Raw genomic sequence first — 13117 nt, forward strand, 5'->3', positions numbered from 1 at the left:
AGAAGCCGCTACCCGCCTCCCCACTTGCCTACCGCCCTCACCCCCCCCCCCCCCCCCCCCCTCCCCCTCCACCCCCCCCCCCCCCCCCCCCCCCCTTTTCCTCCCCCCCCCCCCCCCCCCCCCCCCCCCCCCCCCCCCCCCGGGGGGTCATTTCAGGAGCTCGGCGACGCGGTCCCGCATCGACCGCATGGTGACCCCCTTCGGGTCGATCTTGCCCGGCTGCCATTCGAGGTGGCCGATGACCGAGCGGGCGGTCCACCCGTGCACCCGGCAGACGGCCGCCGCCGCGCGGGCGATGGCGTCGAGCTGGACCTCCGGCCAGGGGTCCTCGCCATCGCCGAGGTTCTCGCACTCGAAGCCGTAGAAGCGGGAGTTGCCGTCGGTGTCGGCGTGGTTGTCCGGCGGCAGCGCCTTCTCGGCGATCACCGCGGCCAGGACGTCCCCGTCGCCGGCCCCCGCGTGGTTGGCGCGGCCGTAGCCCACGAGGTGGACCGTGCCGTCCTTGGTGATGACCCCGTGGCACAGGGGCCCGGGAAGCTCGGCGTAGCCGTCGCGACAGATCTCGACGGTGCGCTCGGCCCCCTGGGTGACGGTGTGGTGGATCATCACCCCGTTGACGGGCCCCCAGGGGCCCTTGTGGTTGCGGTTGTGGGTGCGCCAGGAGCCGACTTCGACGACGGTCAGTTCCTCGCCCCGTAGTGCCCCGATGAACCGGTTCGCGGACATGGGTGCGGCCACGGCCACCTCCTCTGCGGTGCGCGACGGTCACCTTGCGTGTCCGCCTCGTTACGCAACGGGTGTAGCGGAGGAGATCCTCACGGAGCCAGGCCGTTCGTACGGCGTACGAGTCGTGTGCGAGCCGATCCGGACATCCGGACGCGTCAGGCCGTGGCGAGCCACAGGTCGGGGCCGAACACCTCGTAGTGGATGTCGGCCGCCGCCACGCCCTTGGCCAGCAGCTGTTCCCGCACCGCCCGCATGAAGGGCAGCGGTCCGCAGAGGTAGGCGTGCGTGCCGGGGGCGACGGGGACGTCCGTCAGGTCGACCCGGCCCGCGCGGTCGCCGGCCTCGGGCTCCGCCTCGTACCAGAACAGGGCCTCGGGGCCGGCGAGCTTGCCCGCGACCGCCCGGTGGTCGGTGCGCAGGGCGTGGTCGGCGGGGGAGCGGTCGGCGTGCACGACGGTGACGGGGGTCGCGTGACCGGTGTCGGCGAGGTGCTCCAGCATCGACAGCATCGGGGTGCAGCCGATCCCGGCCGAGGCGAGCAGCAGCGGCGCCCCGGGCTCGCGCAGGACCAGGTCGCCGTAGGGCGCCGAGACGCGCAGCCGGTCGCCGGGGCGGACGTGGGCGTGCAGGTGGCCGGAGACCTCGCCGTCGGGGCCCGCGGCCGCCGGGCCGTGCACCCGCTTGACGGTGAGGGAGCGGGTGGGTGCCCCGGGGGCGCTGGAGAGGCTGTACTGGCGGATCTGGCGCGCGCCGTCGGCGAGGGTGACCTGGACGGAGACGTACTGGCCGGGCTTGAAGTCCGGCGCCGGGGCGCCGTCGGCGGGGGTGAGGTGGAAGGTGGCGCAGTCCGCGGTCTCCTCGGTCCGGCCGGCGACGGTCCACTCGCGCCAGACGTCGCCGGCGGTGACCCGCTGCTCGGCGTACAGGCGCTCCTCGATGGCGATGAGGGCGTTCGCCATCAGCCAGTAGACCTCGTCCCAGGCCGCGGCCACCTCGGGGGTGACCGCCTCGCCCAGGACCTCGACGATGGCGGCGAAGAGGTGGGTGTGGACGACCGGGTACTGCTCGCGGGTGACGCCGAGCGAGGCGTGCTTGTGGGCGATGCGGTGCAGCATCACGTCGGGGCGCACGTCCGGGTGCTCGACCAGGTGGGTGGCGAAGGCGGCTATGGAGCCGGCCAGTGCCTGCTTCTGCAGCCCGGCGGCCTGGTTGCCGCGGTTGAAGAGGTCGCGCAGCAGCTCCGGGTGGGCGGCGAACAGCTTCGCGTAGAAGAGCTCCGTGATGTCGCCGATCGCCGCCCCGACGGCGGGAAGGGTGGCTCGGACGGTGGTGGTCGACTTCTCGGACAGCACTGGTGCACCTCGCGTAGTGGATACCGTAAGTGGTATATGAAACTCATATTTAAGGGTGAAGGGAACTCCGCCGCGGTGCGGAAATCCGTTCGAACGGCCCCTCGGGATCAGGCTAGGCGGCCGGACGGCCGTCCCGAATCGGCCAACCGGCCCTCATCGCCCGGGACTTTGGGCCCCCGGTGCGGCCGTGACCGCGGGGCCGCTGCCGAGGCCCAGTAGGAGCGGCCCGGTCGGGGCCGCCACCAGGTCGTTCACCGTCAGCGGGTCCAGTGCGGCGAAGAAGGCCTCCTGGGCCCGGCGCAGCGCGCCGCGCAGGATGCACGCGGAGCGCAGCGGGCACGGCGCCGTGCCGTCGCAGTCGACGACGTCCCCCGCCCCCTCCAGCTCGCGGACGATCCCGCCGACCGATGCCGAGCGCCCGGCGGTCGTGAGCGCCAGCCCGCCGCCGCGTCCGCGTCGCGCCTCGATCAGCCCCGAGCGCTGCAGTTTCGCGACCACCTTGGCGGTGTGCGTGTAGGGCACCTCCATCGCGGCCGCCACCTCGCGGGTGGTGGGGAGGTCCGTCTCCTCGACGGCCAGGCGCATCAGGACGCGCAGTGCCAGGTCGGTGAATCGGGTGAGGCGCATGCCGCCACTCTAGAAAACTTGCATCTGCCAGGCAAGTTAAAGGCGGTGGGGTGGTGGGGGGCCGGAGCGGGAAGGGGATGGCTGGAACCGATGGGGTCCCAGGGGGGCGTGGGGCGCGTGGGGACCCTTCACCATGCCCATACCCCGGACGGAGTAGTCCCACCCTTTTGTGTAATGGTCCCACCACACTCCGTGCTGCAAGGCTTCACTCGCAGACCCATGGAGTGATCGAAAGGGAAACACATGTCGGTCCAGGCAGGTTCCGAGTCCGAGGCCCAGCCTCAGCCGCAGCGCAGTCTCGCGACAGCAGCCGCGCGGAACTTGGCAACCACCACCAAGTCCAAGCCGCAGATGCAGGAGATCACCTCGCGGTGGCTGCTGAAGATGCTGCCGTGGGTTTCGGTGCAGGGTGGCACCTACCGGGTGAACCGCCGCCTCACCTACACCGTCGGCGACGGCCGCGTGGAGTTCATCAAGACCGGTACCCAGGTCCAGGTGATCCCGGCCGAGCTGGGCGAACTGCCCCTGCTGCGCGAGTACGAGGAGCTCGACGTCCTCACCGAGCTCGCCCAGCGCTGCCAGCAGGTCGACTTCGAGGTCGGCCAGGAGCTGACCTCCTTCGGCAACAGCGCGGACCGGGTGTTCCTGCTCGCCCACGGCCGGATCGACCAGATCGGCCCGGGGCCCTACGGCGAGGACGCCGTCCTGCGCACGGTCGCGGACGGCGCGTACTTCGGGGACAACGCGCTCACCGACGACGAGGCGATCTGGGAGTACACCGCCCGCGCCGCCACCTCCGGCACCGCGCTCGTCCTGTCCCGCCAGGACTTCCAGCTGCTCGCCGACCGGGTGGACTCGCTCCGGGCCCACGTCGAACAGGTGCGCTCCCAGCCGGCCCACGACACCAACAAGCACGGCGAGGCCGCCATCGACCTCTCCGCCGGTCACCGCGGCGAGGCCGTCCTGCCCGGCACCTTCGTGGACTACGAGGCCAGGCCCCGCGAGTACGAGCTGAGCATCGCCCAGACCGTCCTGCGGGTGCACACCCGCGTCGCGGACCTCTACAACCAGCCGATGAACCAGACCGAGGAGCAGTTGCGGCTCACGGTCGAGGCGCTGCGCGAGCGCCAGGAATTCGAAATGATCAACAACCGCGAGTTCGGCCTGCTCCACAACGCCGAGTACGACCAGCGGATCCAGCCGCACGACGGCGCCCCCAGCCCCGACGACATGGACCAGCTGCTCAGCATGCGCCGCGGGTCCAAGATGTTCCTCGCCCACCCCAAGGCCATCGCCGCCTTCGGCCGGGAGTGCAACAAGCGCGGCCTGTACCCGGAGTCGATCGACATGGGCGGCCACCGGGTGCCGTCCTGGCGTGGCGTGCCGATCTTCCCGAGCAGCAAGATCCCGATCAGTGACGCCCGTACGACCTCCATCCTCTGCATGCGCACCGGCGAGGACGACGGCGGTGTGATCGGCCTGCACCAGCCCGGGATCCCCGACGAGATCGAGCCGAGCATGTCGGTCCGGTTCATGGGGATCAGCGAGCAGGCGATCATCTCCTACCTGGTCACCGCCTACTTCTCGGCCGCGGTCCTGGTGCCGGACGCCCTCGGCGTGCTGGAGAACGTCGAGATCGGGCGCTGGCGCTGAGCGGGCGGCCCGGGGAGACGACGGCATGACGGCCACCGAGGAACGGCCGGTCGGCGAGGGGACGGCGACCAGCCCGGAGGCGCCGCCCGGCGACGGGCAGGAGGCCGCCCTCCTGCTGGCCAGGACAAGAGAAACGGTCAACCCGCGACTGCGCCGTACGGTCGAGGGCCTGCCCGGCTCGATGCGCGGCGTCGCCATGTACCACTTCGGCTGGGAACAGGCCGACGGGACCCCGGCCGCGGGCCAGGCGGGCAAGGCCATCCGGCCCGCCCTGGTCCTCGCGTCCGCCCGGGCGCTGGGCGGGCGCGAGGATGACACGGTACCGGCGGCCATCGCGGTGGAACTGGCGCACAACTTCACCCTGTTGCACGACGACGTGATCGACGAGGACGTGCGCAGGCGCGGCCGGGCCACCGCCTGGAGCGTCTTCGGGGTGCCGGAGGCGATCATCTCCGGCGACGCGATGATGGCGCTGGCGCTCCAGCAGCTCGCGGAAGATCCCCACCCGGCCTCGGGGCGGGCCTCGGCCCGGCTCTCGGCCTGCGTCATCGAACTGTGCGGCGGTCAGCAGGCGGACATCGGCTTCGAGCGCCGCGAGCGCGTCTCGCTCGACGAGTGCCTGTCCATGGCGATGGCCAAGACGGGGGCGCTGCTGGGGTGCGCCTGCGCCCTCGGGGCGCTCTACGCCGGGGCCGGCCCCGAGGAGGTCGACGCGATGGACGCGTTCGGTCGGGAGGCCGGACTGGCCTTCCAGCTGATCGACGACCTGATCGGCATCTGGGGGGACCCGGAGCACACCGGCAAGCCCGCGGGCGCCGATCTGCGGGCGCGCAAGAAGTCCCTGCCCGTCGTGGCCGCCCTCACCTCGGGCACCGCGGCGGGAGCCGAACTGGCCGCCCTGTACGCCGGCCCGATGGAGGGGGCCGACGTGCGCCGGGCGGCGGACGCGGTGGAGCGGGCCGGCGGGCGGGACTGGGCGCAGGCCCACGCCGCCGACCGGATGGGACGGGCCGTGCAGCAGCTCGCCCGGGCCGTGCCGGATCCCGGGGCGGCGGAGGGGCTGCTGGCCCTGGCCGAGTTCGTGACCCGCCGGACGCGCTGAGGCGCGTAGGAGGGTGGCAGGAGGCCGGTTCGGGTACCGCATGGTGCCGGAACCGGCCTTTCCGCTGCCCCGGCCCAACTCTAGGATCGCGCAAGGTTGTTACGCGCGGCGAAAGGTGAGGCTGATGGGTACGGAGAAGGTCATGGAGATACGTGCCGGCGGGCCGGGCGACCGGGACGCGGTGGCGCGCCTGCTCGACGCGGCCTTCTTCGACGATCCGGTCAGCACCTGGGTCTTCCCGGAGCCGGAGCACCGGCGCGCCGTGCACGCCGCGTTCCTCGGCGTCTTCGTCGACGTGGCCCTGGCCGAGGGGCGGATCGACCGCGCGGCCGACGGCTCGGCCGCGGCGCTGTGGCTACGGATCCCGGCCGGCGAACCGGAGGGCGAGGACGAGGTGCCGGCGCGCATGCGCGAGGCCGCGGACCCCGACAACGAGCGGTGCGAGCTGGTGGGCCGGCTCATGGGCGAAGTGCACCCCACGTCCGAGGAGCACGAGTACCTGCTGATGATCGCGGTCGACCCGGCCCGGCAGGGGGAGGGGCTGGGCACCGAGTTGATCCGCCCCGTGCTGGAGCGCTGCGACCGGGACGGCGTGGCGGCGTACCTGGAGGCCAGCAGCGAGCGGAGCATGCGGCTCTACGAGCGGCTCGGGTGGGAGTTCACGGGCACCCCGGTGCGGCTGCCCGACGGCCCGCTGATGTGGCCGATGTGGCGCAAGCCGCGCTGAGCCGGTCCCCGTTCGCGCGGGGGGCGGGAGGGTGCTCCCGAGCGGCGCCCTGGTGGGGCAGGAGCGCTCGCTCAAGGAGCCGGACGGTCCGATCCGGCGGCCGCGGACGGCCCGGGTCCCTGGCGGGAGCCCGGGCCGCCCCCCGTGCGGCCGGGCCCGATCAGCCCTTGGCGTCCAGGCCCGAGGCGACGCCGTTGGCCCACAGCTGGTTCACGCGGGAGCGCTCGGCGGAGTTCGGGTTGGCGTTCTGACACGACGTGCCGGGTCCGCCGCCCGACATCAACTCGCTGCACGGGCCCGAGTAGTGGTCCGGCAGACCGAGGACGTGCCCGGTCTCGTGGGCGGTCACGCGGGTGGAGTTGTACTGCTGGTTCTGCGCGTAGTCGAGGAAGATGTAGCCCCGACCGTGCCCGTCCGTGCTGGCGTACGAGCCGCGCTGGTCGTTGCCCTCGTAGTACGAGAAGTTCCCGCCCGAGGACACCTCCTGCAACTTGACGTTGGAGACGGAGGAGTTCCAGATCTGCGTGGAGCGGGATATCTGGCTGCGGAAGCTGGGCGCGTTACGGGTGTTGTAGGTGACCGTGACCGCCATCAGGCCCGGGTTCGCGGCGCGCTGCTCGGCGACCGAGCGCTGCACGGCCTCGAAGAAGGCGCGGTTGGCGTTCGCGTTCTCCGTGGAACGCTCGTAGGCCGCGTACGACGCCGGGCTGCCGGTGGGGGCGGCGGCCGGGGCGGCGCTGGCGCTGGTGGCGGGGAGGACACCGAGGACCGCGGCGAGGCCGAGTCCTGCGGCGGAGGCGAGCACGGTTCGACGGGAGTGGCGCATGTGGGGGCTCCTGCTCATCCGGTGCGGTGGGGGGTGGAGGTCGTTCGGTACCGGAGTCTGCGGGAGCCGGAGCGGGCGGCGGATGATGTCAGCGGCCGATAGCGCGGGGCTATCGGCGAGATTTCGGCAGGGCAACTTCCGTGAGAATGGCGGGATTCGGGGGGCTATCAGTGGCTGGTGCGGTCCACGGGGGCCGCCCTACTCTCGGGACATGGAGCTCGAGGTGAGGCACTTGCGCGCGCTGTGCGCCATCGCCGACGCCGGCAGCCTGCACAAGGCGGCGCGGCAGCTCGGGGTGAGCCAGCCCTCCCTGACGACCCAACTGCGCCGGATCGAGCGGGCCCTGGACGGCGAGCTGTTCCTGCGCGAGCGCACGGGTTGCCGGCCCACTCCCTTCGGGCGCACCGTACTCGGCCGGGCGAGACCCCTGTTGGAGGACATGGCGGCCCTGGTGGCCGAGGCGCGGGCGCTGGCCCACGGGCCACGGCTGCGGATCGGCTCGACCGCCAGCAGCGCGCTGCCGGGCTGGCTGCGCAGGCTGCACCGGCGGCTGCCGGACACCGACACCTCGCTCGTGGTGGACGTCTCGGCCAACGCGCTGCTGCGGATGGTGGCTTCGGGACAGCTTGACGTGGCCTTCGTGCACGAGGTGGAGGGCTTCCCGCTGCGGGTGCCGTCGGGGCTGGAGGTGCACGTGCTGATGGAGCGCGAGCCGCAGTTCGTCTCGATGGCGCGGGACCATCCGGCGGCCCGCCGACCGGTGGTGGAACTGCGGGAGTTCGCCACCGACCGGTGGACGGTGGACCCCTCCGTCGACGGCGAGTGGGACGGGCTGCGGCGGGTCCTCGCGGGCGCCGGTCTGCACCCCCCGGTGCTCCACGCCGACTACCACACCGCCGCGTCGCTGATCGTCTCCGGCGAGGCGGTCGCCCCCTGCCAGCCGACCTCCGGGCCGCGCGAGGACATGGCGATCCGCCCGCTGTACGGGGACCCGCTCGCCGTGCGCCTGTTGCTGGCCACCCGCCCCGGGGCGCACGCGGAGGTCTACGAGGACCTGCGCGCGGCCTACCGCGAGGCGGCCCTGGGCACCCCGCCGTACCGCGCCTGGCTCCACCACCACGAGAGCCCGTTACTGGAGGCGGACGTGGAGGTGGGGTCGGGCGCGGGGGCCGGGGCCGGCGCGGGCGCGGAGGCGGAAGCCGAGGCGGCGTAACGATTCTTCAGGCGTGGGAGCCGCTCCCTACGGGCCTGGCGGCGCCGTCCGGGGGCTCCTGACGCGGGTTCCGGCCACAGCGCTAGCCGCGGCGCCGGGCCCGGTCATAGGCGAGGCTCAGGGCGCCGTGCGCGACCAGGACCGCGCCCGCGGTCAGCCAGCCGGAGTTGCGGCGGCGGGCCGCCCACACCATCAGGGGGGCGCCGGCCGCGACCTGGACCGCGCCCACGCACCGGGCCCGGGGGCCGCGCAGCCAGGGGCCGAGCGGGCCGTCCTCCACCACGTCGAGTTCCGCCCGTACCGCGTCGCGCCAGCCGGACCACTCCACGGCCTCGGCCCCCGGGGCGAGCCGGGCCGCCTCCCGCAGCCGGTCGGCGCGTTCGCCGGGGGCCAGTCCGGCGGGCAGCGCCAGCCCGGCCCGGGCCAGCAGTGCGATCAGCCCGAGCAGCCGGGTCTCGCCGTCGGCGGCCTCGTCGGGGCGGGTGAGCCGCTCCAACTCCTCCAGGTCCAGTACGGGGTCCAGGCCGAGCCGCGCGGTGAGCGTGCGCATGGCGTCCGGATCGCCGAGCGGGGTCCCGTCCGCCGCCCACCCGTAGGAGACGGGCCGCCGTAGCCCCGACGCGAGGGCGAAGCCGCTCGCCCCGGACTCCCACCACAGGCCCAGCACGGACCAGTTGGTGGTGATCGCCAGCGCCGAGGTCCAGCCGGTCAGCGCCTCGGCCAGGGACTCGTCGGCCCCGGACGCGTCGGCGCCCGGCCTGCGCTCGGGGACCAGGGCGCTCCACTCGCCCGCCGGGGCGAGGACCAGGCGCTCGCGCAGGACGGAGGCGGCGGCGGGCCGGACGGCGGCGGGCTCGGCGCGGCAGAGCAGCAGCCCGCCGGCCGTGGTCTGGAAGGTCGACATGCCCACACGCTAAGGCAAATCACCCCAACCAACCCAAATCAAGGGCGCGGGAGGTCCGGACCCGCGCGTCGGCCGGAGTCGCTTGACTTCCGGCAACCGCGATATATCGTGTTACTCAGAAGACGCGATATGTTGCGTCACGCCGACCCGGCACTCCGTGCGTCCGCCCGAGGAGGATCAGCACCATGGCACACCAGACGACCTGGTCCATCGCCGAACCCCAGCAGCTCACCTTCGAGGAGCCGGTCGCCGAGCTCCGCGTCCGCGTCGTGGGCGGCACGGTGAATGTGGTCGCGGCCGCCGAGGGGCCGGCCCAGCTCCAGGTCACCGAGGTCAGCGGGCCGCCCCTGCACGTGGTGCGGGAGGGCGACACCCTCACCATCTCCTACGAGGACCTGCCCTGGAACGGCTCGCAGAACCTGCGCAAGTGGTTCGACTCCAAGCCGTGGAAGGCCTGGACGGCCTCCGGCTCCGAGGGCGGCCGCAAGGCCTGGGAGCGCAGCGCCGTCATCTCGCTGACCGTGCCCGCCGCCACCCGCGTGCAGGTCGCGACCGTCAGCGCCACCGCCTTCGTCTCGGGCATCGCGGGCGCCACCGACGTCAACGGCGTCTCCGGCGACGCCACCCTGGTGGGGCTGTCCGGGGCCGTCAAGGCGCACACGGTCTCCGGCAGCGTGGAGGCCCAGGCGCTCAGCGGGACCCTCGGCTTCCACTCCGTCTCCGGCGGGCTGACCGTGGTCGAGGGCGCGGGCGGCAGCGTACGGGCCGACTCGGTCAGCGGTGACATGCTGCTGGACCTCGACCCGGACCAGACGTCCCCGCAGCCGGTGGACATCGCGCTCAACTCGGTCTCCGGGCAGGTCGCGATCCGGCTCCCGCACCCCACCGACGCCCGCGTCGAGGCCAACACCGCCACCGGCGGGGTCTCCAACGCCTTCGAGGACCTGCGCGTCTCCGGCCAGCTGGGCGCCAAGCGGATCACCGGCACCCTGGGCTCCGGGACCGGCACGCTGCGGGCCACGACCGTCTCCGGTTCGATCGCGCTGCTGCGCCGCGAGCCGGCCGACGCGGCCGCCCCGGCCGCCCCCCTCGCACTCGAAAAGAAGGTGCTCTGACATGCCGCCCGTCTTCGCCCACGGCCGCCTGCGGCTCTACTTGCTGAAGCTGCTCGACGAGGCTCCGCGGCACGGGTACGAGGTGATCCGCCTGCTGGAGGAGCGCTTCCAGGGGCTGTACGCGCCCTCCGCGGGCACCGTGTACCCGCGGCTGGCCAAGCTGGAGGCGGAGGGGCTCGTCACGCACGCCACCGAAGGCGGGCGCAAGGTGTACTCGATCACCGAGGCCGGCCGCGCCGAACTGGCCGACCGCAGCGGTGAACTGGCCGACCTGGAGCTGGAGATCCGCGACTCCGTCTCCGAGCTGGCCGCCGAGATGCGCGATGACGTCCGGGGCGCCGCGGGCGACCTGCGGCGCGAGATGCGGGCGGCGGCGGCCGCCACCGCCTCCGACACCCGGGTCGAGGACGAGACCTGGCGGCTGGCCAAGGAAGAGCTGCGCCGGGCCCGCCAGGAGTGGAAGGAGCAGGCCCGCCGGGCGAAGGACGAGAGTCGCCGGGCCCGCGAGGAGGCCCAGCAGGCCCGGCGCCAGGCGAAGGAGGCCCAGGACCGGGCCCGCGAGGAGGTCCAGCGCATCGCGAGCCAGCTCCAGGAGCAGTTCACGAAGTCCGGGGTCCGCGAGGGGCTGTCGGACTTCACCGACAAGATCGGCAACCTGGCCGGCGTCTGGCTGGGCTCCACCGCGACCCACGACGGGGCCAAGGCCCGGGCCGCGGAGTCCGGATGGGCCGAGGACCTGAATCCGACCGCGGACCCGGCGCGCGACCTCGACCGGCTGCTGGACCGCTTCCGCGACGAGGTGCGCGACGCGGCCCGTGACCACGGGGTCACCGCCGCCCAGCTGGAGGAGATCCGCGCCGACCTGGCGACGGCCGCGGCCCGCATCACCACCACGGTCCGCGCACCGCGCTGATGGGCCGTGGCCTCGGGCGCCGCGGTCAGGCGGCGGCCGGGGTGGTGGCCGCGACGCGGGCGTAGGTCACGCCCTGCGCGGCCAGTACGTCGGCCACCGGGCCCGGGGCGGTGAGCAGGGCCAGGAGGAGATGCGTCTGCGTGATGGTCTTCTCGCGCTGGCCCACGGCGATCCGGAGCGACTGGGTCAGGGTCTTCTTCGCGCCCGGCGCGAGGCGGACGCGGCCACCGCGCGGGCGGGCCCCCGCCGTGGCCAGCGCGCCCTCGCCGTGACCCTCCTCGACGCGGGCGACGATCTCGTCGAGATCGATGCCCAGGCCCGCCAGGGCCTCCTCGTCGGCCTTGGACATCCCGCCCCGGCGCCGGGCCTCGGCCAGGGCGGCCGCGGTCGCCTCCCGGTCCACACCGAGCGGGTCGAGCGCGCCCAGCTCCAGCAGGGCGAGCAGGAGGTGGTCCTCGGTGACCCGGGCGGCGCCGGTGCGGCGGGCCTCGTCGACCGCGCCGGTGACCGTGTCGCGCGCCCCGGCCGTGAACTTCTCGAACATCAGGCCCTCCCGTGCTTCTTGTGTACGGCCTGCCGGCTGACGCCCAGCTCGGCGGCGATGTCCTGCCAGGACCAGCCCTGGTTGCGAGCGCTGCGCACCTGTACCGACTCCAGCTGCTCCAGCAGCCTGCGGAGGGCGGCCACGGCACGCAGGCCCACGCGCGGGTCGCGGTCACCGGCCCGTTCGGCGAGATCGGTTGCTTCCGTCATGCTGTCAATTTAGGTTGACGGGCGAGTCGTGTCAACCCGAATTGACAGATCGGAGCGCCGAGGGGCCGCGGTGCGGACGGGAGGGGTCTGTGGGAGGGCCGGGCCGGGCCGTCAGACCGTCAGCACCACCTTGCCGAAGAGGTCGCCCGACTCCAGCTTGGCGAAGCCTTCCCGGGCCCGGTCCAGCGGCAGCACCTCGTCGATGACCGGCCGCACCCCCGTGGCCGCGCAGAAGGACAGCAGGTCCTCCAGCTCCTCCTTCGTGCCCATGGTCGAGCCGACGACCTTCAGCTCCAGGAAGAAGATCCGGGTCAGTTCCGCGTGCGCGGGCCGGTCGCCGCTCGTCGCGCCCGAGATCACCAGGGTGCCGCCGGGGCGCAGGGACTTCACCGAGTGCGACCAGGTCGCCGCGCCCACCGTCTCGATCACCGCGTCCACGCGCCGGGGCAGTCGCGCGCCGGGCTCGTACGCCTCCTCCGCGCCCAGCTCCACCGCGCGCCGGCGCTTGGCCGCGTCGCGGCTCGTCGCGTACACCCGCAGCCCGGCGGCCTTGCCGAGCACGATCGCGGCGGTCGCGACCCCGCCGCCCGCGCCCTGCACCAGGACCGAGTCCCCGGGGCGCACGCCGGCGTTGGTGAAGAGCATGCGGTAGGCGGTGAGCCAGGCGGTCGGCAGGCAGGCGGCCTCCTCGAAGGACAGCTCCGCGGGCTTGCGCAGCACGTTCCAGGCCGGCACGGTGACCTGCTCGGCGAAGGTGCCCTGGTAGCGCTCGGTCAGGATCGAGCGCGGCTCGTCCGGGCCGACCCCGTGGCCGCTCTGGCCGATCACGGAGTGCAGGACGACCTCGTTGCCGTCCTGGTCGGTCCCGGCCGCGTCGCAGCCCAGGATCATCGGGAGCTTCTCCTGGCCGAGGCCCACCCCGCGCAGCGACCACAGGTCGTGGTGGTTGAGGGAGGCGGCCTTGACGTTCACGGTCACCCAGCCGGGGCGTGCCTCGGGCGCCGGGCGCTCGCCCAGTTCGAGGCCGCTCAGCGGCTGGTCACGGTCGATACGGGCGGCGTAGGCAGCGAACATGCGGCCAGACGCTACCGCCCGGTAGGGGGCCGCCGCCAGGGTTCCCGGCACTCCCGGCCTGTCTTTCGGGTCACGTCGCCCGGTCCTGCCGGTTCGGGTGCGAACGGGCCTTCGGACCCCCGGTCGGGCCGC

Annotated in this window: 14 protein-coding genes; 6 read left to right on the forward strand and 8 right to left on the reverse strand. The window is 73.7% G+C overall.

Features of this window, described 5'->3' with window-relative positions:
• Positions 1–147 precede the first annotated feature (147 nt).
• From ACZ4UB_RS20410 to ACZ4UB_RS20420, 3 genes are all read right to left on the reverse strand, one after another.
• A complete protein-coding gene (locus tag ACZ4UB_RS20410; protein WP_468071929.1) occupies positions 148–738 on the reverse strand; it encodes an N-acetylmuramoyl-L-alanine amidase in 591 nt (196 codons plus the stop codon).
• A gap of 143 nt (positions 739–881) precedes the next feature.
• A complete protein-coding gene (locus ACZ4UB_RS20415) occupies positions 882–2078 on the reverse strand; it encodes a globin domain-containing protein (RefSeq protein ID WP_468071931.1) in 1197 nt (398 codons plus the stop codon).
• 153 nt (positions 2079–2231) lie between these two features.
• Positions 2232–2705 (reverse strand): RrF2 family transcriptional regulator, encoded by a 474-nt coding sequence (locus ACZ4UB_RS20420; RefSeq protein WP_468071933.1) that lies wholly within the window; start codon positions 2703–2705, stop codon positions 2232–2234.
• A gap of 243 nt (positions 2706–2948) precedes the next feature.
• Between ACZ4UB_RS20420 and ACZ4UB_RS20425 the strand changes: the two genes are divergently transcribed.
• The 3 genes from ACZ4UB_RS20425 (at position 2949) to ACZ4UB_RS20435 (ending at position 6187) form a co-directional block, all read left to right on the forward strand.
• On the forward strand, positions 2949–4358 hold the full coding sequence (locus tag ACZ4UB_RS20425; protein WP_468071935.1) for a family 2B encapsulin nanocompartment shell protein: 1410 nt from the start codon (positions 2949–2951) through the stop codon (positions 4356–4358).
• Between the two features lie 25 nt (positions 4359–4383).
• Positions 4384–5460 carry a family 2 encapsulin nanocompartment cargo protein polyprenyl transferase gene (locus ACZ4UB_RS20430; protein ID WP_468071937.1) on the forward strand — a complete coding sequence of 359 codons (1077 nt, stop codon included), beginning with the start codon at positions 4384–4386 and terminating at the stop codon, positions 5458–5460.
• A 124-nt stretch (positions 5461–5584) separates the two neighbouring features.
• Positions 5585–6187, forward strand: coding sequence for a GNAT family N-acetyltransferase (locus tag ACZ4UB_RS20435; RefSeq protein WP_468071939.1), 603 nt, complete (start codon positions 5585–5587; stop codon positions 6185–6187).
• Positions 6188–6347: 160 nt separating this feature from the next.
• On the opposite strand, the gene snpA is transcribed toward ACZ4UB_RS20435, so the two are convergent.
• Complete coding sequence (gene snpA / locus ACZ4UB_RS20440; protein ID WP_468071941.1) at positions 6348–7013, reverse strand: snapalysin; 666 nt, start codon at positions 7011–7013, stop codon at positions 6348–6350.
• A gap of 211 nt (positions 7014–7224) precedes the next feature.
• Between snpA and ACZ4UB_RS20445 the strand changes: the two genes are divergently transcribed.
• Positions 7225–8226: a LysR family transcriptional regulator gene (locus ACZ4UB_RS20445; RefSeq protein ID WP_468071943.1), complete on the forward strand. Its 1002-nt coding sequence runs from the start codon at positions 7225–7227 to the stop codon at positions 8224–8226.
• Between the two features lie 82 nt (positions 8227–8308).
• Here ACZ4UB_RS20445 and ACZ4UB_RS20450 read toward each other — a convergent pair whose 3' ends face one another.
• Entirely contained in the window at positions 8309–9130 is an 822-nt protein-coding gene (locus ACZ4UB_RS20450; RefSeq protein WP_468071945.1) for a hypothetical protein, read from the reverse strand.
• A 185-nt stretch (positions 9131–9315) separates the two neighbouring features.
• On the opposite strand from ACZ4UB_RS20450, the gene ACZ4UB_RS20455 reads away from it, so the two are divergent.
• Both ACZ4UB_RS20455 and ACZ4UB_RS20460 read left to right on the forward strand, forming a co-directional pair.
• A complete protein-coding gene (locus ACZ4UB_RS20455; RefSeq protein WP_468071947.1) occupies positions 9316–10245 on the forward strand; it encodes a DUF4097 family beta strand repeat-containing protein in 930 nt (309 codons plus the stop codon).
• A gap of 1 nt (position 10246) precedes the next feature.
• The gene (locus ACZ4UB_RS20460; protein WP_468071949.1) at positions 10247–11158 is read left to right on the forward strand and encodes a PadR family transcriptional regulator; all 912 of its coding nucleotides are present in this window, start codon (positions 10247–10249) and stop codon (positions 11156–11158) included.
• A 25-nt stretch (positions 11159–11183) separates the two neighbouring features.
• Here the strand turns inward: ACZ4UB_RS20460 and ACZ4UB_RS20465 are convergent, their stop codons facing one another.
• From ACZ4UB_RS20465 to ACZ4UB_RS20475, 3 genes are all read right to left on the reverse strand, one after another.
• Positions 11184–11702: a Clp protease N-terminal domain-containing protein gene (locus tag ACZ4UB_RS20465; RefSeq protein ID WP_468071951.1), complete on the reverse strand. Its 519-nt coding sequence runs from the start codon at positions 11700–11702 to the stop codon at positions 11184–11186.
• On the reverse strand, positions 11702–11911 hold the full coding sequence (locus tag ACZ4UB_RS20470) for an RNA polymerase sigma factor sigma-70 region 4 domain-containing protein (RefSeq protein WP_468071953.1): 210 nt from the start codon (positions 11909–11911) through the stop codon (positions 11702–11704). Before ACZ4UB_RS20470 ends, ACZ4UB_RS20465 begins: the two co-directional genes overlap by 1 nt.
• A gap of 111 nt (positions 11912–12022) precedes the next feature.
• Positions 12023–12985 (reverse strand): zinc-binding dehydrogenase, encoded by a 963-nt coding sequence (locus ACZ4UB_RS20475; protein ID WP_354382422.1) that lies wholly within the window; start codon positions 12983–12985, stop codon positions 12023–12025.
• Between the last annotated feature and the right edge of the window lie 132 nt (positions 12986–13117).

The organism is Streptomyces sp. NPDC028419, from assembly GCF_055565515.1.

Excerpts from the sequence above, each read along its gene's own strand:
- ACZ4UB_RS20420 (WP_468071933.1), bottom strand. The coding sequence starts at position 2,705 with ATGCGCCTCACCCGATTCACCGACCTGGCACTGCGCGTCCTGATGCGC.
- ACZ4UB_RS20425 (WP_468071935.1), top strand. The coding sequence starts at position 2,949 with ATGTCGGTCCAGGCAGGTTCCGAGTCCGAGGCCCAGCCTCAGCCGCAG.
- ACZ4UB_RS20430 (WP_468071937.1), top strand. The coding sequence starts at position 4,384 with ATGACGGCCACCGAGGAACGGCCGGTCGGCGAGGGGACGGCGACCAGC.
- ACZ4UB_RS20435 (WP_468071939.1), top strand. The coding sequence starts at position 5,585 with ATGGGTACGGAGAAGGTCATGGAGATACGTGCCGGCGGGCCGGGCGAC.
- snpA (WP_468071941.1), bottom strand. The coding sequence starts at position 7,013 with ATGCGCCACTCCCGTCGAACCGTGCTCGCCTCCGCCGCAGGACTCGGC.
- ACZ4UB_RS20445 (WP_468071943.1), top strand. The coding sequence starts at position 7,225 with ATGGAGCTCGAGGTGAGGCACTTGCGCGCGCTGTGCGCCATCGCCGAC.
- ACZ4UB_RS20450 (WP_468071945.1), bottom strand. The coding sequence starts at position 9,130 with ATGTCGACCTTCCAGACCACGGCCGGCGGGCTGCTGCTCTGCCGCGCC.
- ACZ4UB_RS20455 (WP_468071947.1), top strand. The coding sequence starts at position 9,316 with ATGGCACACCAGACGACCTGGTCCATCGCCGAACCCCAGCAGCTCACC.
- ACZ4UB_RS20460 (WP_468071949.1), top strand. The coding sequence starts at position 10,247 with ATGCCGCCCGTCTTCGCCCACGGCCGCCTGCGGCTCTACTTGCTGAAG.
- ACZ4UB_RS20465 (WP_468071951.1), bottom strand. The coding sequence starts at position 11,702 with ATGTTCGAGAAGTTCACGGCCGGGGCGCGCGACACGGTCACCGGCGCG.
- ACZ4UB_RS20470 (WP_468071953.1), bottom strand. The coding sequence starts at position 11,911 with ATGACGGAAGCAACCGATCTCGCCGAACGGGCCGGTGACCGCGACCCG.
- ACZ4UB_RS20475 (WP_354382422.1), bottom strand. The coding sequence starts at position 12,985 with ATGTTCGCTGCCTACGCCGCCCGTATCGACCGTGACCAGCCGCTGAGC.